General features: G+C 36.8%; 27 protein-coding genes. 13 read left to right on the forward strand and 14 right to left on the reverse strand.

Annotated features, from left to right (window positions below):
- Positions 1-64: 64 nt before the first annotated feature.
- Entirely contained in the window at positions 65-910 is an 846-nt protein-coding gene (locus tag ACFTQ7_RS21815) for an NAD(P)H-binding protein (protein ID WP_386831068.1), read from the reverse strand.
- 270 nt (positions 911-1180) lie between these two features.
- Between ACFTQ7_RS21815 and ACFTQ7_RS21820 the strand changes: the two genes are divergently transcribed.
- The 3 genes from ACFTQ7_RS21820 to ACFTQ7_RS21830 all read left to right on the forward strand — a co-directional run bounded on the left by ACFTQ7_RS21820 (position 1181) and on the right by ACFTQ7_RS21830 (position 4210).
- Complete coding sequence (locus ACFTQ7_RS21820) at positions 1181-2227, forward strand: PseG/SpsG family protein (RefSeq protein ID WP_386831070.1); 1047 nt, start codon at positions 1181-1183, stop codon at positions 2225-2227.
- A 177-nt stretch (positions 2228-2404) separates the two neighbouring features.
- The gene (locus tag ACFTQ7_RS21825) at positions 2405-2590 is read left to right on the forward strand and encodes an SE1832 family protein (protein ID WP_285397488.1); all 186 of its coding nucleotides are present in this window, start codon (positions 2405-2407) and stop codon (positions 2588-2590) included.
- 54 nt (positions 2591-2644) lie between these two features.
- A complete protein-coding gene (locus tag ACFTQ7_RS21830) occupies positions 2645-4210 on the forward strand; it encodes an ABC-F family ATP-binding cassette domain-containing protein (RefSeq protein ID WP_386831072.1) in 1566 nt (521 codons plus the stop codon).
- Between the two features lie 94 nt (positions 4211-4304).
- Here ACFTQ7_RS21830 and ACFTQ7_RS21835 read toward each other — a convergent pair whose 3' ends face one another.
- Positions 4305-5069 (reverse strand): hypothetical protein, encoded by a 765-nt coding sequence (locus ACFTQ7_RS21835; protein ID WP_386831074.1) that lies wholly within the window; start codon positions 5067-5069, stop codon positions 4305-4307.
- Positions 5062-5571 carry a sigma-70 family RNA polymerase sigma factor gene (locus ACFTQ7_RS21840; protein ID WP_386831076.1) on the reverse strand — a complete coding sequence of 170 codons (510 nt, stop codon included), beginning with the start codon at positions 5569-5571 and terminating at the stop codon, positions 5062-5064. The genes ACFTQ7_RS21835 and ACFTQ7_RS21840 overlap by 8 nt, the downstream gene beginning before the upstream one ends.
- 540 nt (positions 5572-6111) lie before the next feature.
- Here ACFTQ7_RS21840 and spx point away from each other — a divergent pair.
- Positions 6112-6516, forward strand: a complete 405-nt coding sequence (spx, locus tag ACFTQ7_RS21845) for a transcriptional regulator Spx (RefSeq protein WP_079563727.1) — start codon at positions 6112-6114, stop codon at positions 6514-6516.
- A 23-nt stretch (positions 6517-6539) separates the two neighbouring features.
- Positions 6540-6983 carry a MarR family winged helix-turn-helix transcriptional regulator gene (locus ACFTQ7_RS21850; RefSeq protein ID WP_197142462.1) on the forward strand — a complete coding sequence of 148 codons (444 nt, stop codon included), beginning with the start codon at positions 6540-6542 and terminating at the stop codon, positions 6981-6983.
- 199 nt (positions 6984-7182) lie between these two features.
- On the opposite strand, the gene ACFTQ7_RS21855 is transcribed toward ACFTQ7_RS21850, so the two are convergent.
- Positions 7183-8589 (reverse strand): amidohydrolase, encoded by a 1407-nt coding sequence (locus ACFTQ7_RS21855; protein WP_386831079.1) that lies wholly within the window; start codon positions 8587-8589, stop codon positions 7183-7185.
- On the reverse strand, positions 8586-9818 hold the full coding sequence (locus ACFTQ7_RS21860; RefSeq protein ID WP_386831081.1) for an MFS transporter: 1233 nt from the start codon (positions 9816-9818) through the stop codon (positions 8586-8588). Before ACFTQ7_RS21860 ends, ACFTQ7_RS21855 begins: the two co-directional genes overlap by 4 nt.
- Positions 9819-9948: 130 nt before the next feature.
- On the opposite strand from ACFTQ7_RS21860, the gene ACFTQ7_RS21865 reads away from it, so the two are divergent.
- Complete coding sequence (locus tag ACFTQ7_RS21865; protein ID WP_386831083.1) at positions 9949-11892, forward strand: helix-turn-helix domain-containing protein; 1944 nt, start codon at positions 9949-9951, stop codon at positions 11890-11892.
- 138 nt (positions 11893-12030) lie between these two features.
- Here the strand turns inward: ACFTQ7_RS21865 and ACFTQ7_RS21870 are convergent, their stop codons facing one another.
- The gene (locus ACFTQ7_RS21870) at positions 12031-12579 is read right to left on the reverse strand and encodes an RNA polymerase sigma factor (RefSeq protein WP_386831085.1); all 549 of its coding nucleotides are present in this window, start codon (positions 12577-12579) and stop codon (positions 12031-12033) included.
- 445 nt (positions 12580-13024) lie between these two features.
- Here ACFTQ7_RS21870 and ACFTQ7_RS21875 point away from each other — a divergent pair, with 445 nt between their 5' ends.
- A complete protein-coding gene (locus ACFTQ7_RS21875) occupies positions 13025-13894 on the forward strand; it encodes a DMT family transporter (protein ID WP_386831087.1) in 870 nt (289 codons plus the stop codon).
- A gap of 649 nt (positions 13895-14543) precedes the next feature.
- On the opposite strand, the gene ACFTQ7_RS21880 is transcribed toward ACFTQ7_RS21875, so the two are convergent.
- A complete protein-coding gene (locus tag ACFTQ7_RS21880) occupies positions 14544-15887 on the reverse strand; it encodes an arsenic transporter (RefSeq protein ID WP_349661560.1) in 1344 nt (447 codons plus the stop codon).
- A 763-nt stretch (positions 15888-16650) separates the two neighbouring features.
- Between ACFTQ7_RS21880 and ACFTQ7_RS21885 the strand changes: the two genes are divergently transcribed.
- Complete coding sequence (locus ACFTQ7_RS21885; RefSeq protein WP_349661559.1) at positions 16651-17325, forward strand: DUF2642 domain-containing protein; 675 nt, start codon at positions 16651-16653, stop codon at positions 17323-17325.
- Positions 17326-18013: 688 nt separating this feature from the next.
- On the opposite strand, the gene ACFTQ7_RS21890 is transcribed toward ACFTQ7_RS21885, so the two are convergent.
- From ACFTQ7_RS21890 to ACFTQ7_RS21910, 5 genes are all read right to left on the reverse strand, one after another.
- Positions 18014-18613: a hypothetical protein gene (locus ACFTQ7_RS21890; protein WP_386831090.1), complete on the reverse strand. Its 600-nt coding sequence runs from the start codon at positions 18611-18613 to the stop codon at positions 18014-18016.
- Between the two features lie 581 nt (positions 18614-19194).
- Positions 19195-19431: a hypothetical protein gene (locus ACFTQ7_RS21895; protein WP_386831092.1), complete on the reverse strand. Its 237-nt coding sequence runs from the start codon at positions 19429-19431 to the stop codon at positions 19195-19197.
- 33 nt (positions 19432-19464) lie between these two features.
- The gene (locus ACFTQ7_RS21900) at positions 19465-19704 is read right to left on the reverse strand and encodes a hypothetical protein (protein ID WP_386831094.1); all 240 of its coding nucleotides are present in this window, start codon (positions 19702-19704) and stop codon (positions 19465-19467) included.
- Between the two features lie 71 nt (positions 19705-19775).
- Positions 19776-19946, reverse strand: coding sequence for a hypothetical protein (locus tag ACFTQ7_RS21905; RefSeq protein WP_386831096.1), 171 nt, complete (start codon positions 19944-19946; stop codon positions 19776-19778).
- 305 nt (positions 19947-20251) lie between these two features.
- The gene (locus ACFTQ7_RS21910) at positions 20252-20698 is read right to left on the reverse strand and encodes a MarR family winged helix-turn-helix transcriptional regulator (protein ID WP_386831098.1); all 447 of its coding nucleotides are present in this window, start codon (positions 20696-20698) and stop codon (positions 20252-20254) included.
- Positions 20699-20850: 152 nt separating this feature from the next.
- Here ACFTQ7_RS21910 and ACFTQ7_RS21915 point away from each other — a divergent pair, with 152 nt between their 5' ends.
- From ACFTQ7_RS21915 to ACFTQ7_RS21925, 3 genes are all read left to right on the forward strand, one after another.
- The gene (locus tag ACFTQ7_RS21915; protein ID WP_386831100.1) at positions 20851-21255 is read left to right on the forward strand and encodes an Ohr family peroxiredoxin; all 405 of its coding nucleotides are present in this window, start codon (positions 20851-20853) and stop codon (positions 21253-21255) included.
- A 27-nt stretch (positions 21256-21282) separates the two neighbouring features.
- Positions 21283-21909, forward strand: a complete 627-nt coding sequence (locus ACFTQ7_RS21920; RefSeq protein WP_386831102.1) for a nitroreductase family protein — start codon at positions 21283-21285, stop codon at positions 21907-21909.
- A gap of 239 nt (positions 21910-22148) precedes the next feature.
- Positions 22149-23531, forward strand: coding sequence for a dipeptidase (locus ACFTQ7_RS21925; protein WP_386831104.1), 1383 nt, complete (start codon positions 22149-22151; stop codon positions 23529-23531).
- Between the two features lie 45 nt (positions 23532-23576).
- Here the strand turns inward: ACFTQ7_RS21925 and ACFTQ7_RS21930 are convergent, their stop codons facing one another.
- The gene (locus ACFTQ7_RS21930; protein WP_386831106.1) at positions 23577-24149 is read right to left on the reverse strand and encodes a nitroreductase family protein; all 573 of its coding nucleotides are present in this window, start codon (positions 24147-24149) and stop codon (positions 23577-23579) included.
- 175 nt (positions 24150-24324) lie between these two features.
- A complete protein-coding gene (locus ACFTQ7_RS21935; RefSeq protein ID WP_386831108.1) occupies positions 24325-24819 on the reverse strand; it encodes an amidase domain-containing protein in 495 nt (164 codons plus the stop codon).
- Between the two features lie 171 nt (positions 24820-24990).
- On the opposite strand from ACFTQ7_RS21935, the gene ACFTQ7_RS21940 reads away from it, so the two are divergent.
- Positions 24991-26013, forward strand: coding sequence for a DUF2804 domain-containing protein (locus ACFTQ7_RS21940; protein ID WP_349661548.1), 1023 nt, complete (start codon positions 24991-24993; stop codon positions 26011-26013).
- A gap of 120 nt (positions 26014-26133) precedes the next feature.
- Positions 26134-26392 (forward strand): hypothetical protein (locus ACFTQ7_RS21945; RefSeq protein ID WP_386831110.1); only part of this gene is annotated, 259 nt, incomplete at its 3' end.

The following is a 26392-nucleotide window of genomic DNA, read 5'->3' on the forward strand; positions in this document are numbered from 1 at the left end:
AGATCAGCTTTGTCTGCATTGAATACATTTTTAAAAATAATTCCCAATCTTTGATGATGAACCTTTATTTATCCCTACGATGTTGGAAATTTACCTCTTTATCTACAACTGTTTCCGCTATTTTATATTTATCTCGATTAATCACGACTTCTTGATTTACTTTATCTCCTTCATCGCTGGTACTCGATAATTTGCGTTTCTCCCAATTAAATAAATTCTCTCTTGAAACGTCCTCATTCTGCGTTTCGGGAAAATCTAACTGAGCCAACTCCTGTGATGGATAAATGGTAACCGACTGTTTATCGCCGTACAGTGCAATAACGATCATCGCCTTCGCAACTTGGGAAGCTTCTATAGCTCTTGAACGTTTTAATGGTCCAACTAATAGCGGTTTTGCTAACTTTAAAACCTTCTCTCCCGCCTTTTCACCTAAGCGAAACTCTTCTCTCTCTCCAACCAATAAAGATGGGCGAATAATAGAAAGTCTTTGTAGGCCTAGCTCCATAAGATCGTGTTCAAGCTTTCCTTTTACTCGATTATAGTAAAATGGAGATTTTTCATTTGCCCCCATTGCTGTAATGACTAGCATATGTGGGATTCCCCGTTTTTTGGCTAACGAGGCCATCGTTAGTGGATATTCAAAATCAACTTTTTCGAATTGCTCACGAGATCCTGCCTTTTTTATTGTTGTTCCTATACAACAATAAAGCTCATGTGCAAGTTCGATATCTTTTTCCTCTAAAGTATCTAAATTACGAATTTTCACTTCTAGCTTTGGATGCGTAAATGCTGGCGCTCTTCGTGCAATCACCGTAACTGAAACATATTCATCATTTTCACATAATTGTTCTACAAGAGAGGTACCTGTTAATCCTGTAGCCCCTACAACAATCGCTGCGCGCATTCCCATTAGTTGTACCCCCTTCTAAGCTCATTTGCTCCAGAAACCATATTGCTGGAACAAAGCTTCTATTTTTGCTAATAAAACTAAAACAATCCTATATGTACTTTCTCGCAAACTCTACTTTATTTATCGGTCAAAAAAGGAGCTCTTACTCATTTAATTTGTAGAAGTTTGAAAAACTATTTAGAGCTATAATTTATCTAATCCTAATTTTTTACACATACTTGCCCATCATTCACCATAATTTAAATAGACGGATGAAAGGATGGGATACATTTGCAAAACGAAACTCAACCAATGGAACTAAATAAGACGATTGTCTTCATTATTGAAAGTTGTATTGATAAAGGGCTGTATCCTTTTGAACGGGTTGCAACGCTAGCAAAGCTACTTGCAAATGAACAAGTTTTCATATTTGTAAAGACCCCTTCAAATGATGGGATTCAAATTTTAATGAATGACAATCTCTCGCCAATTTTATTTGAACATTTCGATGAGCTACCCAAGCAAATGAAAGGTATTCAGCCAGATTTAATTGTAAGAGATGGCCGTAACTCTGAAAGCTGGCAAGTACAAAATTTACGACCGTTCTGCAAATCAATCCTCCATTTTGATGATTTAGGTGAGGGTGGTCAAGCCTGTGACTGTGTATTGCTAGCACTCTATCAAGAAGTTAAAGATTATTTACCCTCTCATTATATTGGTGGGAGCTTCAATTTTGCATTACCAGAAGCTTATCAAAATTTTGAGGATCGACCAGATAATAAAATACCCGAAAACCCACCTCATATCGTTGTTGCTTTTGAGGATGGGGACGAGCATAACTTAACCTACCGTACTCTTCGACACTTAACGCAGCTACAAATTCCACTACAAATTACAGTGATGATAGATGATAGCTATCGACATGCAACAGATGATTTGCAAATGATGGTACTTAGTCGTCGTAACACTGCCATTCTTCGTGATAAAAACGCACTCCTAAAACTATTACCAAAAGCAGATGTTATTATTTGTAATGCTAACTATACACCTTATAAAATTGCCTCTTATGGTGTACCCTGTATTACACTTGCACAAACTGAGGCTGAACTATTACATGCCTTCCCTCGCGAACATAATGGCTTCATTCACCTTGGACTTGGTCGCAAAATGAAACAATCACAAATTCAAAACGCTGTCATGGAATTTTTATTACATGAGGCTCGAAGTGAACGGGCTGTTAAAAAACAACGACAGCTCAATCTTGCAAGTAACAATGAAGCACTACAGTCCTTACTTTTAGATTTCGCTTACGATCGACATAATATCGCTTCTACTTAGTGATTCTTTGAAGGTGGATATGATACAATATAGAAGAATTTCATCTTTAATTACAGAAGTGGATTCAAGCAACATAAGTACCCGATTGATAGTAACTAATAAGCGGTGGGGGATAAAAACCTCCATCGCTTTTACACGCATTCGTTATACAACTAAACACATAAAGGAGCAATTATCATGCCATCAAAAAGTGATATTGAATATCAAATTAAAGAGCTAAAAATGGATTATATGAATTTACAAGGCGACATTGAGAAGCTTGAATCTACAGGTCATAATGATCAAGTAGCAAAAGCAGAGCAACGCCTTGCAAATATGGAAGCAACGCTAGCAGAGTTAAATAAACAATTAGCAGAACTATAAAAATGATATTGGCGGTCATAAAAAAGCTTAGGCCGCTATCTCGGAGGAACATATATGGCAATATTAACAGTTGAAAATTTAGGTCATTCATTCGGTGACCGCACGCTTTTTAAAGATGTCTCTTTTCGTCTAGTTGAAGGTGATCATATTGGTCTAGTAGGTGCAAACGGTGTTGGTAAGTCAACATTAATGGGCATCATTACGGGTCAAGCAATCCACGATACTGGTAAAGTTGAATGGCTTCCAGGAACGCATTACGGCTATTTAGATCAGCATACTGTACTGACAGCTGGCCGCACTATGCGTGATGCACTACGTGACGCCTTCCTTCCTTTATATAAAAAAGAAGAAGAGCTTAATGATATTACAGGAAAAATGGCTGAAGCGACACCAGAAGAATTAGAAGAATTACTAGAGCAAATGGCTGAGGTGCAAGATGCTCTGGATGCAGGGGATTTTTATTCTCTTGATATGAAGATTGATGAGGTTGCACGTGGTCTTGGTCTTGATGCAATCGGCTTGGACCGTGACGTTGCTGCTCTTTCCGGTGGTCAACGTACAAAGGTATTACTAGCTAAGCTATTACTTGAAAAACCAAAAGTATTATTACTAGATGAGCCGACAAACTATCTTGATGAAGAGCATATTACATGGTTGAAAAACTATTTAAAGAACTATCCACACGCTTTCTTATTAATTTCGCATGATACAGAATTTATGAATGAAACGGTGGATGTTATTTTCCAACTAGAATTTTCAAAATTAACTCGCTATACGGCGACATATGAAAAGTTTTTAGAGCTTGCTGAAATCAATAAACGTCAGCATATCGATGCTTATGAAAAACAACAGGAATTCATTAAAAAACAAGAAGATTTTATTGCGAAAAATAAAGCGCGCTACTCAACTACTGGTCGTGCAAAATCTCGCTCCAAGCAGCTTGACCGCTTAGAGCGTATCGACCGTCCTGAAACAGCTGTAAAGCCTGAATTCGGCTTTAAAGAGGCACGTTCTTCTGGTCGTTATGTAGTAGAGGCTGAAAACTTAGTCATTGGATACGACAAAGACAAGCCATTACTTCCTCCACTTACATTTGCTATTGAACGTGGGGAAAAAATTGCTCTAGTCGGTATGAATGGTGTCGGTAAATCAACATTATTAAAAACGATGTTAGGCAAAATAAATCCGCTAGATGGAAAAGTGATTCGTGGTGACTATCTTTACCCATCTTACTTCGAACAAGAAGTAAAAGCTGAAAAAATTACACCTATTGATGATGTGTGGAATGCCTTCCCTTCTATGGAGCAAGCACAAGTACGTGCAGCATTAGCACGCGCAGGACTAAAAACGGATCATATTACTCGCCCACTTAATTCTTTATCTGGTGGTGAGCAAGCAAAGGTACGTTTATGTAAGCTCATGATGGATGAAGCAAACTGGCTTTTATTTGACGAACCGACAAACCACTTGGATGTCGATGCAAAAGACGAACTAAAGCGTGCCATGAAAGAATTTAAAGGCACAATCGTATTAGTAAGCCATGAACCTGATTTCTATGAAGGTTTAGCGACAAAAGTTTGGAATGTCCAAGACTGGTTTACTTCAGGACAACAAAACTAAAAATAGTATTAATGAGGGCCGCTTCCGCTATGATTTTTTTGATCATTCGGAGCTGCCTTCTTTTTTGCTTGAAACTCATACTGGGCTTAATGGATTATTTCACGTTGAATTTTAATAGAATATCTTTCTTCAGCCTTTCTTTGAACACTTTCTCATCTTTGTTTGTTGGAATGTCCTGTGCATCGCCGCCATCTAGGTTGAACTTACCGTTGTTCATATTGATAATGCTATAGCCGCCCATGCCGTTGTTCGCCAGGAACATGATATAGCGTCTGCCTTGCTTCATCTCGCGGTATCCATCTGTTGTAACTTTTGTTTGTTGTTTGTCAGCTTCCGTGATAATACCAACCGGTTCAATCACTTCCATTTGTGAGCCGATGTTTATTCCTTCAGGTTGCTTTATTATGCGCTCGATGTTTAGTTTTGTTAGCGTATAGAAGTCTTGGAGCGTGCCGTCTTCGAACTTCGTAGATCGATGCTCGCGGTTAGTAAAGTCATCTATAGGGGATGCGACGAGAATAATATCTGCACCTTGGCTGAGCTCATCAGCCGTTTCATACCCAATATAATTAGCTTGAATATCAACCGTACGTATGCTGTCCGTTGCTGATTCGGTGACATCAACCGTATGTTGTTCAGAATCAGGTGTTGTACTATTTTGAACAACATCATTATTAACTAAAGATAATATTCCAATAGATACAAGTAAACTAGCAGCTACAACGATACCTTTCACATTTTTGCTTTTTCTATTTCTTTGCCTTTCGTTCTTCGCTTTTAAAATGCCCATTTCACTCCTCTTATGAAGTTCTTTTGGGATATCAATTTTTTCAACCTCTTGTTTTATTTTATTACTCATTCATACGATCTCCTTCAAAGTATTTATTTCTAAGTTTCTTTATAGCTCTATATAAAACCGATTTTGCGGTTCCTAACGGCATATCTAACAACTCGGCAATTTCTTTAAAGGTATGATTTTGATAAAACCTTAAAAGTACGACACTCTTTTCATCCACCTCCAAACCATCTATCAAGTCTTGTAATGATAAAGAAAGAGGAATATCTTCTTCTTCGGTTTCAATGAACTCCTCGTATTCTGGTCTTATTAAAACCACCTTACTATTTTTTAAAATTAAATTGATTGCACAGTTCATCGTAATTTTCATCAGCCAGGTTTTAAAATATTCTGGGTTGTTCAATGTATCTATCTTTTTAAATGATTGATATGCTACTTCTTGAACGACGTCTAAAGCATCTTCTTTGTTTTTGACATATACATAAGCCACTCGATAAATTTCTACCTCATATTGCTGAAAAAGCGTTAAAAAGGCTTCGTCATTCCCTTTTTGAGCTTTTTTCACTAATCGTATAATTGTAGTTTCCCCTCTCTTCTTTTTTCCTACCCTTTATAGACAATCGAAAGTTTAAATTGGCTTAAGCTTTTTTGATTTTTTTATAAAGTAACCTGAATAGACTTACTAGTTATCCGAGCTGTTACCTACATGAGCAATCCTCCCCCCTACCCAAAGAACAAAAAAATTTATTTATCTATGCATAAAAACCTGCATCCAATCATAAAAATAATGAGTGGATAAACAATATATCTATTATCTATAAATCAGACTATTTCTCTCTCTATTAAAACTGCTCTCTTCATTCTATGAGCATCTATTGTTAAGGCTTAGCGAAACTTACATCATTGTAAGCTTAATTCGCGAAACTTTTCGCTCTTTTGTGCGTATATTTTAGTGTAATAAAAAAAATGTTATTTCTAGTTAAATTTTTAAAAATAAATATTGATTTATATATAGCTTACTAGTAAGATATATGTATAACCTATTTAACTTACTAATAAGATATATATTAAATATAATCCTAAAAAAGAAAGCGGGGAATGAAGAATGACAGTTACAATTTATACACAAGCGAGCTGTTCTTCATCCAGAAAAGCATTAAAATGGTTAAAAGATCACAACATCGAATATAAAGAAAAACGTATTACATCACATCCACTAACACTTGCTGAATTTAAAGAGATTTTAAGCATGACAGAAGATGGAACAGATGAAATTATTGCAACTAACTCAAATGATTTTAAAAATTTAAATATTGATATTGATCAGCTCTCTATCCAAGAGTTGTTTGCCATCATCCAAGCTCATCCAAGAATGTTACGAAGCCCAATCTTAATTGATGAAAAACGTATTCAAGTTGGGTACAATGAGATGGACATTCGCCGTTTTATTCCACGCAAAGTCCGTGCCTATGAGTTAAACGCGATGACAAGATTAGCACAAGAAAGTTAAAACAGTTTTGGAGTTGACCTTATATGGATCAAGAAAAACAAATAGCCATTACCTCTTTGTTTGAAGTAGTATCTTCCATTGAGCGTAAGTGGGCAAACGAGTGGAATAATCATAATGTACTCGGCTTTTCAAAATCCCATATTTTAATTTTAGACTACTTATCGCAGGAGGGACCAAAGCGCCCTTCTGCCATTGCTGATCGGTTAAAAGTGACAACAGGTGGTGTCACTGTTTTAACAACTAAGCTCATTAATGCTGGCTTTATTGAAAAAACACAGCATGCAACAGATCGACGAGCTTCTCAATTGAAAATTACAGCTGATGGCGAAGATATTTTAGAAGAGTCCCGTCAGCAAGTTAACGAACTTATACAAAATATGTTTGGTATGCTGTCAGCTGAGGAAGTCCAAACATTACGTAATATTTTTTCGAAATTACTCAACGCTGAACCTAATCGATATGAGTAAACACTTCATTTTCACACCGTAAAAAGTTAGACAAGCATCTAACTTTTTACGGTGTTTTTCTGTTAGCTCAATTTTTTGGTAACCTCCCCTTCCCCTTTCGTTTGTACATCATTAAAAGGGTGAAGATTTCTCCTCACCCTTAAGCTTTATCTCAAATTATGCCTCGGCATAATTGCATCCGGGATCCACATTCATCTCACTAAACTAGATTTGGCGCTTTCACTTCTTCTGGAATACCACATTCATACTGTTTCCCAGCTTTTAAATTCTCAAATTCCCCCTTCGCTTTTTTTATTACATCAGGATTTAGTAAGGAATCCAGCGCAGCTCCTGCCATTGCTTTTGCCGCATAATGCATTCCTTTCATGCCGAGTGAAGATCCAAAAGCAGCAGTTGCTTGCCAAGTATGCACTTGGACCCCATATGGAGCACAAGTTGTAAATACCTGACCAAGGGGCGCTATCCACGAAACGTCTCCTAAATCGCTAGAACCTTGCATGGATTGGCGAAAAGTTTGTGGCAAATGAAATACTTGCTCCACCAATACCTCCTTACTTATTTCATTTGGTACAAATGATTGCTGGGCGGTACCTGCAAGAACAGAAGGGTCTAATGAAGCCTGTAGCGCCTTTGCAAAAGTAAGCTCGGCCTCTGTAAAGGATAATGGCGGTAGCTCGTTCCATTGCGCCAACATTTGCTCATTTAATGTGAGGTTCGGTAATGTATCGTAACACCCTGCCTTCAGCTCCCAATGCACTTCTGTTTCTGTCATCATCGCTGCCCCTTTCGCCACCTTAATGAGTCTGCGTTCTAAATCTTTGACAGCATCACGATTTGCTCCGCGTAGGTAATAATAGACACTCGCTTTATCTGGAACAATATTTGGTGCTAAGCCACCATTTGTAATTTGATAATGAATTCGAGATCCGTCTGGTACATGCTCGCGTAAATAATTGGCTCCAACATTTGTGATTTCAACAGCATCAAGCGCACTTCTCCCTAAATGTGGCGCACCAGCAGCATGTGCTGTCCGACCTGAAAAATAAAATTCAATGGCAGTGAGTGCTTGCATAGAGAAGTTCGCTGTCACGTTGAACGTCCATGGATGCCACGTATAGACAACATCTAAATCATCAAAAACACCAGCACGTGCCATATACGATTTTCCAGATAACAATTCCTCTGCTGGACAACCATAATAGCGGATCGTTCCTTGTATATCGTGGAGCGTCATCACTTCTTTTAAGGCAACTGCAGCTTCTACCCCAGCCGTTCCTAATAAATTGTGACCGCAGCCATGCCCAGATGCCCCCTCCTCCACTGGAGAATATGACGAACTGACTTGCTGCGATAACCCTGGAAGTGCATCAAACTCTCCTAAAAATCCGATGATTGGACTCCCTGAACCCCACTGTGCATAAAAGGCAGTTTGTACATCGCCAATCGGTGTAACAATTTCAAACCCTTCTTTTTTTAGAGCTTCTTGTTGCAGCGAAGACGCAAATGTCTCTTCATAGCCTAACTGAGGATTTTCCCAAATTTGCTTTGCCATATGACTAAACGTTTCTTCATTTTCTTGTATCCACTCAAATAGTTGTTGTTTCACAGTTCGTATCCCTCCACAGATTTTATAGTTGTTTGTTGTTGATGGTTAACTGGTAAAGTAATAGCGATTACAGCCGCAATGACACACATAATGGCTAAAAATATAAACGATGTTTTAAAGGAACCACCCGATGCATTAATTAAATAACCCATAATTGTTGGCGAAATAATCCCTGCTGCTTGTCCACCAAAATTGACGAGGCCAAAAGCTGTCCCTACATTTTGCTGATTGACAACACGATGTGGCGTTGTAAATATGAAAGAGGCCATAAAAGCTACAAATATAAAAGCGATTGACTGATACGTAATAGCTATTGCTGCAGAGCCAGCTGTAGCCATGAGATATAAACAAACAGCCAGCACGGCCGCTCCGAAAATTACGCCATATTTTGAACGCCCTCCTAGCTTTGAGATGATACGCCCACTTACAATCATGCCAACCATTCCAAAAATCGCTGGTATGGCCGCGATGAAGCCGACATTTTTTAAATCAAGACCATGCACTTTCATTAAATAGGTTGGCATCCAAGTATTTAAGCCCCAGTTTGCAATATTAATAAAGAAGAAAATAAGAAGTACACGCATTAAATACGTATTTTTTAATACTTTGCCAAAAGAGCCCTTCTCTTCTTTTTCCACTTTCTCCTCTGACGTAAAAGTGTGTGCATGTTTAGTACTCCATAATAGAGCAATCACAAAAATAAGTCCTAGACCAGAAATTAAGAAAAATACATTGCGCCAATCCATTACTAATAATAGAGGCGCACAAATAATAGGAGCGACAGCACCACCAATCATATTGGATGACATCATCGTCGTTTGAGCATTTGTACGTTGTTCTTTATGAAAATAAATAGAAATTGCTTTCGTACTTGCTGCAGGATATCCACCTTCCCCAATACCAAATAAAAAACGAATGAAGAGTAGTGAAGCGAGTGACCAAGCCAATCCCGTAAGTGCAGTAAAAACGGACCAAAAAATAACAGCACCAATTAACAATTTAATCGTTCCGTATTTATCCGTTAACCACCCACCAGGAATTTGCATAGCAGCATAGCCAAAGAAGAAGGCACTTAAAACAAATCCTAGTTCCGTAGCTGTTAAAGATAGGTCATTTCCAATATTGATTAAAGCTAGGCTAATAGCAGTTCGATCAATATATGAAACCATCCATCCAAAGAATAAAACGCCTAAAATCAAATGACTGCGGTTTTTTAGTTCGACATTCATACCTCCACCCCCTCAATAATTATCTAAATATTAAGAAAAATAAAGGACGAAATCATTAGAATATCTTACAATGTTTATAAAGTTTCATTAGAATAAATTCCGAAACGCAAGGAAAGGAGTCGAAATAACAGTGTTTCTAGAGAAGCATACAGAACTTATATTGAACGACGACAATTGTAGCTTTTATATTTATGGTGCAACAAAGGAATGGTCTTTATTTTATGGGCGACCTTGTGAAATACAACCTGATTTAAAAGGAGTACATTGGGATAAAAAACAGCAATGCTTCAGTGCAATGTTATACATACCGGAGCCAAATGAGTGCATTGTCCAAGGTATTATCTTTGGAGACTTTACAGATTATGATGAGAAATTTTTAGTTTGGCAGCTAGAAAAGACCTTTTATCAGAAAACCCTTATACGGCAACGTGAGCAAAAGTTAGCTATTATACAGCTCATGGGCGCTATGAACTCAACGTTGAAAATAAAAACGCTATTACAAACGATTATGGATTTTGCCATTTTAGCTATTCCAGTCATTGATCGTGGATTTTTAATGTTATTCAATCCTGAAATGGAGCGTTTATATACGGTAGCTAGTGCGGGTGTTACAGAGCGTATTTTTGATTACGCTCCTCAATTAGGCGAGGGAATGGCAGGCTATACATTTCAAACAGGTGTATCGGGCATTTACAACTACCAAGAAACATTAGAGATCATGAGCAATGTCACAAAGCTTAATCTAGACGCATTAATGGAAGCTGCACATTTGGGAAGAATCGAGAATAATACATCGATGGCTGTTCCGATTACCTTTCATGAAAGAAAGCTTGGTATTATGATTGTCCATCAATATACGAATAAACGTGCTTTTCAGCAAAGTGATTTAAGACTCCTAGAAAGCTTCGCTTCGCAGGCTGCAGTTGCTATAAGAAATGCGGAAGCTTACGAAGAAATAGAACGGTTAAATGCTTACTTTATAAAGCAGCATGACATTCATCAAATCTTTCTTAAACTTTCCCTGCAAAATGTGCAAGAGCTAAAAATCATTCAAACAACGAAGGAATTATTACAATTAGACGTTCAATATGTAAATTTAGCAGATCGTAAAACATTTTTACAGCTAGCAGAAATGAACAAGCTCTCAGCCATTAAAAAGGACCAATTAATTGATATCGGCTATGTCTTCCCTATTGGAAATGAAAAAGAAACATTCGGTTATTTAATTTTTCAGCAATTGGAGGAATTAACGAGTCAGCAACGTATGATTATTGAAAATGCGGCGATGAGCTTAACGTTAAAATCATTACAAATACAGGCAGCTGGACAAACGATTTTTAAAGAACGTTTTGAGCTTTTCCAACAACTTATTTCTGGACGCGCCCCCCTCGTTGATTCTCGTTATGATGAATTAGGACTTGATATTAAGAAACCAACATTCGTCGTAAAATTTAAGCTAAAACAATTTTCCCACAAAAATAGTATGCAATTTATTCAACATGTGCAGCAGTATTTCAAAGATCAACATTTTATATTTACAAAACGCGAAACGGTCGTTTGGACACTACAAGGAGATACAGCCTTTCGCCAAAAAATAAAACAACAATTAACGCAGGCCATCATTAGTTGGGTCCAGTTTTATCATCAACAGGTGGCAATAGGCATTGGAGATGTACATGATCACTTATTAATGGTCGCTCAAAGTGCAGAAGAAAGTAAACAAGCACTCCGACAAGCTCTGCGCCACACACAAAAAGAAGAGGCAGTAACCATTTTTGGTTATGAGGATTTAGGTATTAATCGACTGTTCAGCAAGCAAAGCGAAGAAGAGCTTGGACAATTTGTTCATGATATACTCGCTCCGTTATACAAGCTAAAGGATGAAACTTTACTGACAACACTTCGTTGTTACACTCATCAAGATCGTTCCATTTCGAAAACGGCTTCCACCTTACACATTCACCAAAATACGCTATATCATCGACTCGAAAAAATCGAGCAATTGTTAAATAGAGATCTACACAACCCAGCACATTATTTAGAAATTCATTTAGCCTTGCATTTAAGTGAGTGACTTTAACTTCTTCCAGCGATCAAAATCCCCATCAAAAAAAGATGCATCGCAAAGTAATTTTGCAATGCATCTTTTTTGGGATCGGCCGAACGAATACTTCCGTCTAAGTAATACTGCTAGTGCGACCAATGCATTTCATCATGCTGGTAGCACTGACTCTACGATAGCTACATCGGCCATTAGCATTTCTTTCAAACGAGCTTTCGCACGGAATAAACGAGATTTCACAGTACCAATTGAAACTTTCATAATTGTAGAGATTTCAGCAAGTGAATATTGGTCTATGTAGAAATACCATAAAGTTTTACGATAGATTCCATCTAGTTGGCCCATTTTATCCTGTACTAATTGAGTAACAATATCTTTTTCAATTTTTTCTTCAGTTGAAATGTCATTATCGGGAACCAAATCTAATATCGGTACGTCTAATGTTTCAGGTTGGTTCATCATGTATTTACTACGTCGTGTTGTTTTACGATAGCGATCTCTAAATGTATTCATTGTAATTGTTGTAAGCCAAGCTTTAATATGCTCCACCTCGGCAACGCTATTCTCATAGCGTACAACCTTTACCCATACTTCTTGCATTAAATCTTCAGCTTCTACAGTATTGCGAGTAAGTTTTAAACATAAGTGGTATATGTAACGATTAAATTCCTCATATACGCCTTCTAATTTTTCATTCATTTTGTATTCCTCCGCTTCTTGTTCTTGCTTCTATATACATTCTCGCAAAATAATGTATTACACTCTATCGTATTGGCTTTCAATTACATTACAATCATGTAAGCTTAAATCCTTTCACTTGTAATATTCGTAAATAATGTTTTATTACAATACTTAATTTGCGGAGGAAAGCTACATAGCGCGCTCCTTCTACTTTGTTTTTATTGCACCTCCAATAACACTTCCTTATATTACCTATTTAAAGATTCTGAAATCAAAGCATTTTTGTCTAATCAAATTCAAAAAAATGTTATATGATAAATGAAATATAATAGAAGGAGTTGGCTAATGATGATCTTCTCACCATTATTTGAACACGATGTACCTGAAGTGATTCTCCCTTAACGGAGAATCATCATTTCTCCGTTAAGGACAAGCATTGTCTACAGATAACGGAGGGGAAAACATGAAAAAAACCTTATTAGGTTCCTTATATTTATCACTTGCTGCTAGTATTTGGGGCGGCATGTATGTAGTAGTTAAAGTAGTTGTCGATACTATACCACCTTTAGAATTAGTATGGCTGCGCTATATGATTGCCATCATCGCTTTGTTCATCATTGGCACAATGACAAAACAATCATGGCGAATTGACAAACGGGACTGGCTGTTAATCTTTATGATTGGGCTCATCGGAAATACAATTTCTATCGTTGCTCAAGAAATAGGTACTATGCTATCTACTGCTCAAATGGGCGCCATCATTACAGCAACGACACCGGCATTTATGGTTGTATTTGCGAGATTCATTTTAAAAGAAAAAATTACGTTAAAAAAAGCTGTTTCTATTATTCTAGCGACATTCGGTGTCTACATGATCGTAGGCAGTGCACATATCGATTCCTCCCATCAATTAGGTGGGGTTGCTCTACTAATCGCTGCCCTCACCTGGTCATTAATGTCCGTTCTTATTAAACGGGTACCGGAGCAGTATTCACCAATCGTTGTCACAAGCTACGGAACACTTGTCGCTATCATTGTTTTAACACCTTTAGCCATTCCACGATTAATAAATTTAGACTTCCACGCTATGGCAGAACCATCCATCTGGGGTGGTCTACTCTACTTAGGCGTTATCTCTACAGCGTGCGGCTTCTTACTGTGGAATCGCGGATTACAGATGCTCAATGCCGCAAGTGGCGGTCTATTTTTCTTCTTTCAACCAATCGTCGGCACCTTCCTAGGATGGCTATTACTAGGCGAACAAATCGGCGTATCCTTTTGGGTTGGCACTGTATTAATCTTTAGTGGCGTACTATTGGTTATTCGCGAATAAGCATATGAAAAGCTGAATGATATTTCTCATTCAGCTTTTTATTAGAATTTATTTTCTTACTTAATGAAGTTCAACAACACCCTGTCGCTTTCGAACATAAAACCTCTATTGCCCCAGGCCTTCATGTTATGTAACCCCTACTTCTTCAAATACCTCGTACAGGAAGCATTATATTTAAAACTATGAAAATAGCGTAAAAAAGATCGCCTTGTTGTTGGGTGATCTTCTTTAATTCGTTAGCTAATCAACATTTCAGCGTCAATTTCTTTTCCATATAAGAAAAAATCTTCCCCTGCTAAGAGTAGGCTTGAATACTAGAATAAAATAGTAGTCTCTTTACATTTCCTCCCTCCAACTACTGTTACAGGTTAAACTCAAAATCAGTTTAAAAAAGTTAACAAAGGTGTAGAGAGTCTACGAAAATTGTAGACTCTCATTTTTAATACTCAGCACCTAATGTATGATTTAAAGTCACCTTTTTACCACAATTGCTAAAGCTTAAAAAACCGATTCTAAAGTGCTGGTGGTTTACTAATTAAAATGGTTATTTATCCTAACTACTTGGTTACTAACAAATAAATTGTAATCGTGTTATAACAATTTTCTTTGGATAATCATATATTTGATCTAGGTTTGCTTTTCCACCGTGTTAATAAAAGAGCCATGTTACCCAATAGTATAAAATGACTAATGTAAAGATGACTGTAGGAGGAATCACGATGATAGTAACTTTAATGTATTCCCACCATGTGATTTTCACCTTACCGTTCCTTACGATGTGCATCCACATTAGTGTTGCAAGGGTACCCATAGGAAGTAGCAGTGCACCTATGTCACTTCCAATAATGTTTGCTAAATAGGCGACTTTCAAGGAAATAGGGTCAAGCCCCATATTGGTTAACGTAATAGTTCCTACCATAAGCGCTGGATGGTTATTAAAGATATTGGAAAGCACTGAAAGTAATCCGCCCATTAAGACACTCGTATTGAGTAGGTTTTCCGAAACCAATGGACGCATAAATTGAATTAACCATTCCGTTAAGCCAATATTATTGAGACCATAGATGATGACGTACATACCAAATGCAAAAACGATAATATACCAAGGTGTTTTTTTCAACATATCACCTGGTGGTATTTTTAAATAAGCCCATCTCCATCCTAAAAGAACGAGAGATCCAATTACCGCCACAACAGAAACTGGAATTCCTAAAAACGAGGCAAGGAACAGACTTATCCGAACGCCAAATACAAATAGAAGTACGTTTAGCATAAACCTAGTACGCTTTTTCTTCGAATCTCCTAGAGCAGTTTGTTTAAGTGGATGATAAGAAGGCAGTGACATCCCTGTTACATTTGTCGGAACAGTTTTAGGTATGTTTTTTTTGAAATATAAAAACAGTAAACCAGCAAGTAGTAATAAACCCATTGTTGCAGGAACAAACATCATTGCTGTATGTGAATACAAACTCATATCGACAATTTTTAATGCAATTAAATTTACGATGTTACTTACCCCGATTGGAGCACTGGATGCTGTTGCAATTAAACCTCCAGAAAGTAAATATGGAATCTTTTGATGATTTTCTAATCCCATATTGTTTAATAACATAATTAGAATTGGTATTGCGATTAAAATACTACCGTCATTATTCACGAAGAGTGTCATGAGAAAGCATAAGAGATTGACATACCAGAATAATCGAATGCCAGATCCATTTGCTTTCTCAGCAAGCAGCTCTGCAACCCAGTTAAAGAACCCAAAGCTTTCTAATACAATCGCCATAACAATTGTAGCTATAATGGTAATCGCAGCATCACTGATAGTTTGTATAATCGTGAAAAGATCTGTCATGGTCACACTACCGCAAAGTATTACTATAATCGCACCTACCAATGCAGGAATAGCCTCATTCATATTTCTAGGTCTCCAAAAAATGAAACCAAGAGTAACTAAAAAGGTCAGTATCGTTATTATTTCGAATGTTTGCATAGTATTTTCACCTTCATGCAGTATTATTTAATTCTGAAAATAACTTGTTATTAAAATAATAGGCCCTTACCTCTCATTCATTAGGTTAGCGATGCTGTCATAGTATAAATATGTAAAAAGTTAAAACTCCTTTAGTTTTACACCTATTTTCTCTAATATTTATAGTAAATTACTCAAATATTAAAATAGTATTCTGTAAAGAATAGACAAGATTTACTGTTGTGGTGTTGAAAGCGAATATAAAAAAAATCATGAGTTAGATCTGATCTCATGCCACGTATTTTCCAAAAAAACTTTGGTTAAAGAGATTTCTACAATAGTAGTTAGATTCTTAATTTCAACCGAGCAAAATAGTTCATTTTAAACGATCAGAGATGTTTATCCGAATAGGATGAACGCTTTTTTTATTGATAAAGAAACTATAAAGTAGTTGACCTATAGGAGTGATGCGCTTTAGCACCGTAAAGCCATTAAAAAATTCGGACATAAAAGCAATTTCCAATGAATAAGTTGAGATGATTGGTTTGTTGCGATTATGGTTTTGGAATTAGAACCGTTACTTTTACAAGTTACAAGTCTCGCACATGTAATTAGAGGAGATACCAGGTGCATTATCGACACCCGTTTGTTCCTTAGCGACACTAATGTCGATGTTCATTTTCAATAACACGGGAAATTAATTAAATTAGCTTAATGATTAATTTAATTAGTTAGGATTTGTGGATATTTTAGTACTTGAAAAGAAAGGGAGGTAAATTTGATTATGTTGCAAAATCTAAATAAAGAAATTGTTGTAATTGAACTCTCGGGACGAAAGATATTAAAAGGTTCAGTGATTGATTCGAGTAGTGACATTATGGTGATATATAATGGAAATATGTTTGTCTATATACCAATAGACCATATTCAAACTTTAGAAATAGATTATGACAATGAAGATAATGTTCAACAACCTTCAGAAAGACCGACATTTAATTCTCAAGTGTCTAATAAAGACCTAACTCTTACAAATATACTTTCACAAGCAAAAGGAATACATGTGGAGATTTCTGTAACAAAAAACTTAGCGCTACATGGAGTTATAACGTCTGTTATGAATGATTATTTTGTATTTGAGTCTCCCATTTACAAAACAATGTTCATTTTAACAAAACATTTAAAGTGGCTCGTACCATATTCTAAGGATCAACTTCCTTACGGACTAAGTGAAAATGAATTTTTAAGTCTATCAGCTATTAAGAATCAGTCCCTAAACAATACATTTGAGTCTCAAATTAACCAACTTAGAAATCAACTTGTTGTATTAAATCTTGGAAAAGATTTTTCCCATATAGGTAGAGTAATAAACGTAAATGATCAAATTATTGAGATACAAAATGGAAAATCGAGTTCAACTTATTTTAACCTTTCACATATTCAAACTGTTCATCAAGTATAAGATCTATATATTCAGAAAAGGAGGTTTTTCTAAGTCTCCTTTTCTGATTATTTTTTGTTAAAACGCCCCCTACTATGCAATGTAAACCACAATTAAGACTTGATTCTGAATAGAGAAATTGTTTTTAGTTCCTTTTATCGAAGTAACTGGGGCTTTGATTTAGGAAAGATTGAAACTATTTGTTGAAGTTTTAGCACTAATCGGCTTTGTGCTTAGGTCTGTAGATATTCTTTGCACGAAAGCGTAGCGTCAGTAGCACAATGTAGAGTTGAAACACCTATATATTTCGATTCATCTTCAGTCATAAGTAAAAGCTGAACTAATTATTAGTTCAGCTCTAAATCATTTATTAAAATGTCACATATTATATAAGACATTCCGTTTTATGGATGTATTATAGTTGAATAGGCATACCTCAGTTTAATCTATAGAATGAGCATAAGAGAGGACGTGTCCGAAATGAGTCAAAAAAGTACAGGCAAAATCCGGCACCAACACATATTGTACACGGATTGAGGCTCTGAAATATACAAGTGAAGCTTTTGACCAGCGCTATAGAAATACGAAATGATTCCGTCATTTAGCCGAAAAGAATGTCCATATGACAATGCGTGCATCGAATCATTTCGTAATCGAACTATCCAACATTCCTATTGGCCGCCTTATGTTTTATAAGTCTATAAAACCGTCATCTTCTTCTATTTCTAGTATTTCTTCCTCTATCATTCGCCGCATTTTCATTCTTTGATTTATTGTTATTGTCTGTCATCTTGTTAGAACTTTCATTACTATCATCTTTATTTTTATCTTCATTTTTATTTTCATTTGTATTTTCTTGATTTTTCTTTCCTTCATTAGCTTTTTCACTAGTTGTTCCTAAACTAATATTGCGGACATGATACATTGCCAGACGAATAATTTCTTCTTTAGAGAAGATAGAAATATAATCGTCCGTAACTTCATCCATTATGCCTTCTAACATTTCTGGACCACCACGATTCACTTTAACCCAATGATGTCGTAGACTACTTACTACTGTTTTAAAATCAGATGCAAGTAGGTACGAGTCTGTTGCAGGATCTTCAACACTAAATTCCATCCCATCTCTTGAATTTAGCGTAATGCTTTTAATATGCTGTGTTTTGTAATAAACAATCCCATCTTTTTCTGTTAATAATACAAAATGATCGTCTTCAGCAGCCATTAACTTCCCTATACGTGATTCAGGTCCTCCCCTATCCACTCTTATAACTTTATTCATTAACGTAAGCAGAAGATCTTTATTCATTCTTTTAGCCTCCTAATAGTATTGTCTTGTTATCTATATGTGTACTTGAATAATAAACCTATGTAAAATGCCCATCTAGGTAAAAATATAACATCTGATCTGGGTTCTAGATCTGAGTCAATAAAGACAAAGTACAAAGATAACCGTATTTACTTTACCTATTAAATTGTCACAAAACTTTTTACCTTCTATCGCCTTATTGTGCATAATAAAAGCCACACCCAATTGGATGTGACTTAAGTTTAAGATTTTTACTAATTTCATGTTGAAGGAATCTATTGCATTAGGAAATGTTCTATCCCCTGTAGTAATTCTCATATAGAGACTATACTATCATCTCTTGATTAGAATACTTGCGCAAATACATAAAAATTAAAGATTTGAATTATTTTTTTGAAGAGTAACTTAAACCATTACTCATCCCAGAGGTGGCACACTTTGTGTAACTGGCGTTTCACTTACGTTACAAAAAACATCCTTAGCTGGCGTATTGCTCTCGCTTGCATGAAGAGGCATTATTTAAAATATGGTCGCAAAGTATTTACACCACAAAAAAAGCATATCCTCATTGGAATATGCCTTCATATTTGTTTATTAAAGTTCTTTTTAATTAATTTATTATTGTTTTTAGCAACTTCTATTACACAAATCATACATAATGCTAAAAACAATAGAGACCACTCTATTTTTTCATATAAGAAAAGCGAATAGATAACAGCAATTACACTGTAACATAATATAATGCTAGCAATAACTATTCCTTTTTTATTCACGTTATTATCATAAACTGGACGTCTTTTATGTGGTGTTTCTTCCATAATAAATTCTCCCTCTTATGTTTTATGTATTCTTCAACTTTGCTGAAACTCCTGGGCCATAAAACAATACTTACCTTTATCTGTCAACGTTACTTTCACATACCCAAGTTTATCTTCATCTGAATAGTCTTCTCCATGTATATACCCGAAGCTTTTCAACATAAATGCCCCTTGTATTTCTTCTTTCAGTATATCTTTAGTTTTCTTCGTAAAAAGAATTTCTGTTCTTCCATTTTTAACTTCTTCTAAAATTACCACCTCAACATTATTCATCTCAAAAATTTTAACACCTCAAAACACCTATATATACAATAGCACAAATGGCATTTATTGTAATGATCCATTTAGCAGTCGAATACTATCATCACAATATATAATTCATTTGCTGTTTCTGTAGGTTGATGATAACTGAATACTATATTGTTAACTTCGTGACTTTTTGCATTTTTAATGGCATCATTCACTTTCTTTTCTAATCCCAAAAGATCCTCTGATTCATAAAATTTAACCTCCAATAATCCACCTCATCTTTCTAATCTAATAAAATGATATGTGCGGATGATTTACTAAATTCATGATCATGTTCTAAAGGAGTTAGAGGAAAAATCTGTTTCGGTATTCAGCCAAACTTTGCAGGCTAGTGGGGATACAAAGTAGTGCTATAAAATCTATAGGATTGGGGGCAATTACAATATCTTTAATTATCCCTGTTTTTATTATATAAAATAAAAAACCGCCAACTTGATAGCTGGCGTTAACATATTGTGGCTGAATCCTATGTGAATGATTCAATAGTTCAGGGAGAGACTCAACAATCAGTTTATTTTCCTAGCTTTTCATCCTTGATTGGCAAGTCACATTGTAAAATATCTTGAAGGACTATTTTTAGCTGCATATACTGTTGTTCTGAAATGTTCGTTTGCTTCATTACTTGACGTGACACTTCAGGTAGCTTTTGGCGTACTTCAATTCCTGCTTTTGTTAAATAGATTTTCATTTGTCGCTCATCTTCCTTAGAACGCTCACGACAGACGTAGCCTGTTACCTCTAACTTTTTTAGTACTGGTGTTAATGTACCAGAATCTAAAAATAAACGTTGTCCCAATTCCTTCACCGTAATTTGCTCATCATCCTCTAAGGCTAGTAGGGCAATATAACCTGTATAAGTTAAATCGTATGGCTTTAATAACGATGTATATTGTCGAATGATTTCCTTTGAAGTTGCATACAAAAGAAAGCATAGTTGATTATCTAAATGATTCGGCATAGGAACCCCCTCTTTAAGTACTTCTAATACTATTAATACTAAAAATAAAGTTTCTACTTGTCAAACACAATTGAATTGTGTACAATCGATTTTGTAAAATTAAATTGTGCACAACCTAATTATTAAGTGCCGCAGAATAGGAGTTTTATCTAATGAAAGAATTATATACAACAACAATGATTAATGACGGTGGCCGTAATGGTAAATCGTATGCAGAGGATCAATCATTATCATTAAATATTGCACCACCTGGCTCGAAATTAGAGGATGTTACAAACCCCGAACAACTATTTGCAGCAGGTTATAGCGCTTGCTTTAATAGCGCTTTAGATTTAATTAAACGTCAAAAGAAAATCCGAGGAGCATCAACAATTAAAGCAACGGTTAAACTAATGGAGCAAGCCTCATTTGACTACGTGCTTGCTGTTGACATTGAAGGACATATTGAAGGCTTATCAATTGAAGAAGCTCAACAATTATTAGAGTTTACACATACTGTTTGTCCATATTCAAAAGCGACAATGGGCAATATCAACGTAACAATTAAAGCGATTTAATTTATTTTAGTAAAAGAGGGAAATAATATGACAACAACTACACCAGTAAAACAAATTATGCACGAGCGTAAATCGGTTCGTAAATACAATGCTAACGCAACGATTTCTCGTGAAACGATTATGCAACTATTACAAAATGCAACTTCATCCCCATCTTCAAGTAATATGCAGCCATGGCGCTTTATCGTCATCGATGATAAAGAAATCCAAAAAAACATTAATATTTTTTCATTTAATCAAGAACAAATCGAAACAGCATCTGCCATTATCGCTGTCATTGGAGATACAGAAATGTATCTAAATTCAGAGGAAATTTATGCAGAAAATGTTGAGCTAGGCTATATGCCTGAAGAAATTGCAAGTAAGCTTGCACAGGACTCACTAGCAATGTATGGTGCGCTTCCAAAAGAGGCGCTACTAAATATCGTTCACTTTGATGCAGGTTTAATTTCAATGCAAATTATGCTATTAGCGAAGGAAATGGGCTATGATACAGTCGCAATGGGTGGCTTCGACAAATCAAAATTTGCTGAATATATGGAATTACCATCGAACGAAGTGCCTATTTTATTACTAGCGATTGGCGAGGCAGCTGGACCAGCTTATGGTTCTTCACGTCTTCCAATTGAGCGCCTTGTACGCTTCAATAAATAATTTATCGGTTGTACAATCGATTTTAGCAATGTCCTTGAATGCATTTGGAGGACATTGCTTTTTTATAACTAGAAAAGAACAGTGAAGAAAGTATGTGAGTGACAAGCATCCAGCAAGACATTTACAGGCAGTAGGCAATTGGGCTAAATATGGCGGAAACCATTGCTATAGCAAGAATCTCCAACCATATTATGCTATACTATTTCTATTATCGAAATATTTGAAAAGAGGGATGCTAGATGACAAATGTACAGCAGTTAGATGCGTATTTCACAGAACATCGCGAGGCACACTTAAATGAATTAAATGAATTTTTACGTATTCCAAGTATTAGTTCTTTATCTGAACATAAGGGCGATATACAAAATGCCGCAGAGTGGCTAGCGAACGCATTTAAAAAGCTAAATCTTGAGAACATCTCTATTACGCAAACTGCAGGTCACCCTGTTGTTTATGCTGATTGGTTACACGCCGAGGGTAAACCAACTATTCTAGTTTATGGCCATTATGATGTACAGCCTGTTGACCCATTAAATTTATGGGAAACAGAGCCATTCAACCCTACGATTCGTGACAACAAATTGTTTGCTCGCGGTGCTAGTGACGATAAAGGACAAGTGTTTATGCACTTGAAAATGATTGAAGCTTTATTTGCGACAACAGGTACTTTACCAGTGAACGTGAAATTCATCTATGAAGGTGAAGAAGAGATTGGTAGTCCTAACCTTCCTGCCTATGTTGAAGAACATAAAGAGAAACTAGCCGCTGACTTAATTTTGATTTCTGATACAGGTTTATATGGTCCTGGTAAGCCTGCTGTATGCTATGGATTACGTGGCTTAACAGGGGTTCAAATTGATGTTCGTGGTGCTAAAGGTGACCTTCACTCTGGTCTATACGGTGGCGGTGTACAAAACGCTATTCATGCGTTAGCTGACATTTTAGCCTCTTTCCGTGATGAGCATGGAACAATTCAAGTGGAAGGCTTCTACGACAACGTTTTACCACTAACGGAAGAAGAACGCGAAGCTTACCGTGCACTTGGTTTTGATGAAGAATCCGTGAAGGAAGAAGTCGGCGTGAAGGAATTATTCGGTGAAGCTGGTTATTCCTATTTAGAACGCACTTGGGCGCGCCCAACATTAGAGGTCAATGGTGTATTTGGTGGCTTCTCTGGCGAAGGCATTAAAACAGTGCTTCCTGCTGAGGCTAGCGCAAAAATCACATGCCGTCTTGTACCAAATCAAGAGCCAGATGAAATTGTAGCACGTTTAAAAGCACATATTGAAAAACATAAACCAACTGGCGTTGAAGTGACGATCTCTGAATTTGATAAAGGACGTCCATTCTTAACACCATTTGATCATCCATTTATTCAAGCTGCTGGTCGCTCATACGAAAAAGTATATAATGTACCAACTGCTTACACACGTGGCGGAGGATCCATCCCTATCGTCGCTGCCTTTGATGAAATTTTAGAATTACCAGTAGTGCTAATGGGCTTCGGCTTATCAAGTGAAAACTTCCATGCACCAAATGAGCACTTCCATTTAGAAAACTTCGATAAAGGATTACGTGTTTTAAGTGATTATTTATTTGAGGTTGCTGAATTACAAAAATAAAACAAAGAAATCCCCTCGTCTATTTTAACGAGGGGATTTTGCATATTATTCTCCAAAAATCGTAACGATATCTGCTGATTTTTTACGTTCTTTCCCTTTGGGTGCTTCATCAAAATAACCAACTTGTAGCATCGCAATTACGCGCTCACCCGGCTGAACCTTTAGAGCTTCACGGAATTTAGGGTTATCTAGGAACCCAGGTGTTTTCCAGCATGAGCCGATTCCTTTATCCCAAGCTAGCAATTGAATGTTTTGAATAAAAATACTTGCCGCTCCGAAATCTTCTAATCGCTCTTTTTGTCGTGCATCCTCTGGAACGATGACAAAAGCATAACCGCCTGGTAATGTGAATTTCGTCATTTGCTTCGCTAAATCTTCACTTGAAAGCTCCTGCCATTTCGGTATCGCTATATCACGCAATAAATTATGAAGAGCCGATAACTCATCACCACAAGCAACGACTAAACGCCAAGGCTCACGATTACCGTGATTCGGCGCCCATACCGCATCGTCAATAATAGCCATTAAATCTTCACGCTCTACTGGCTGACCATTAAATTTTTTAATAGAACGACGCTCAATAATAGCATCCCTTACAGATAAAACTTGTTCGCTCATATACTCATATCTCCTTCTATAACACTACAATATATTTATCAATTATGCCTCGGCATAATTGCGTCCGGAATCGGCTTTGTACTTGCACAAAGCCGATTCCGTGACATCCGCCGGAGGCTTTAACTTCTATCCCTCACATTATCACAAAATGATGAGCTTTAAAACTACTATCCCCTTAAGCAAAACTATCATCAATATGAATGTAATAATAAGTCATGCTTGGCGTATAGGCTGTTGAATCTTCATAAAAATAGGGTCGGTTAATACTATCTGAAGTGTGTGCATTAACATAAGGAATACCATTTTGAATACTAGTCACAATGACAGAATGGTCAACTCTCCCATCCCCTTGAAAATCATAAAAAATAATATCTCCAAGCTCTAATTCTTCGGCAGACTGAACCCGCCTACCCTTCAACCCAGTCGTTGAGCCTTCCAAATACCATCTAAGGGAATGTGCAACAGACCAGCTAAAGCTCCAATTCCCATGCTGAAGCCACCAACCTTTCCCTCTGTTTGGAGCCCCCCGCATAGGTGCTCCCCCAGCAAGTAAACATTGAGATATATAGTTCGTACAATCAACAGTGAAATTCGGAAACGCTGGATTACGCCTATTCCACCACAAGTTCGCATACTGCACAGCAGCCTGTCTGTTATACATTTTTACCACACTACCCCTCCTTATGTTCAACATATGTATAAAGAGATATTTCTATTAGCTAGGTCCTTATTCATAAAAATGTCGAAAGTGGTCTTATTTGGCACTATCTTTGCTAGTTTTTGCTACAATAAGGGTAAGGAATTATAAATATTTATTTTATGATCAGAAGGGATGTTGAATGTGAAGCAGCATGCTGAGAAAGAAATTATACAACCTACTCTTTTATGCGATAAAAAAGGCAATTTAAATCCAGCTGCCATCGGATTTGCACGCAAGCCTCTTATAAACAGCAATTTAAGTGGCCATATCATGCGCAAAAAGAAATGGAATTATTGGTGTGTCTACGGTGATGAGATCATCTTCTCAGCTACTATTAGTCATCTAGACTATGCAGCGGTCTGCTTCGTCTATTTCCTTGAATATGAAACACAGCGCTACTTTGAAAAAACAATTATAGTTCCATTGGGTGGAAAATTAAAAATGCCTACACAGGTGCTAGATTCAGTAACCTTCAAAAATAGTGAAATGATGATCGATATGACATATGTACAAAATGAAACCCATCTATCCGTTTCGATCCCAGACTTTGATGGAGATACTTTATGTGCAAAGCTTATCATTCAACATCCGCCTACAGACGAGTCATTGAATGTAGTCATCCCTTGGAACCGTAAAACATTCCAATTTACAGGGAAGCATCACACACTTCCTACTTCTGGTTTTGTGTCAATTGGTACTCGCCGCTTTACATTTTCTCCTGAGGAAAACTTCGCTGTACTAGAATACAGTCGTGGCGTTTGGCCGCGTCAATCCACATGGACTTGGGGAATGGCCTCACAACGAGTTCGAGGCAGACGAATCGGACTCAACTTAGGCGGTAAATGGACAGACGGAACTGGAATGACCGAAAATGCTGTTTTCGTTGAAGGCAAAATGACAAAAATACATGAAGATGTACTGTTTAATTATAATCAAGAGGATTTAATGCAACGGTGGAAAATTAAAACTAAATTCACTAACCAAGTTTCATTAACATTCTCCCCATTCTACGAGCGTGTTGCCGTCACAAAAGCTGGCCTCGTAAAATCTGAAGTACACCAAATGTTTGGCTACTACGACGGTACCGTATTACTAGACAACGGCGAAACACTTGTCATCAAGCAAATGTTAGGCAGTATCGAAGAGAATCGCGTTAAGTGGTAATAACTCTATTCTTTTCATATGGGGATTTAACGCACTGAATTGCGCTCCCTCAGCGCGTTAAATCCGAAAAGTCTATGAATAAAGGCTTTCTGCGGATTTTCGTGGGGCTATCTATGAGTTTTGACGGGCTTTTCGTCGATTTGCGGCGGGGCTTTCCAGGATTTTGATGGCTCTATCCACGTTTTTGTTGGTTCTATCCACTTTTTCGGCGGGGCTTTCCACGTTTTTGATGGTTCTATCCGCGGTTTTGATGGTTCTATCCACGGTTTTGTTGGTTCTATCCACGTTTTCGGCGAGTCTATCCGCGGTTTTGATGGTTCTATCCACGTTTTCGGCGAGTCTATCCACGACTTGATGGTTCTATCCACGTTTTCGGCGA

Source organism: Lysinibacillus sp. NPDC056959, assembly GCF_042674095.1.
Lineage (GTDB): Bacteria > Bacillota > Bacilli > Bacillales_A > Planococcaceae > Lysinibacillus > Lysinibacillus zambalensis.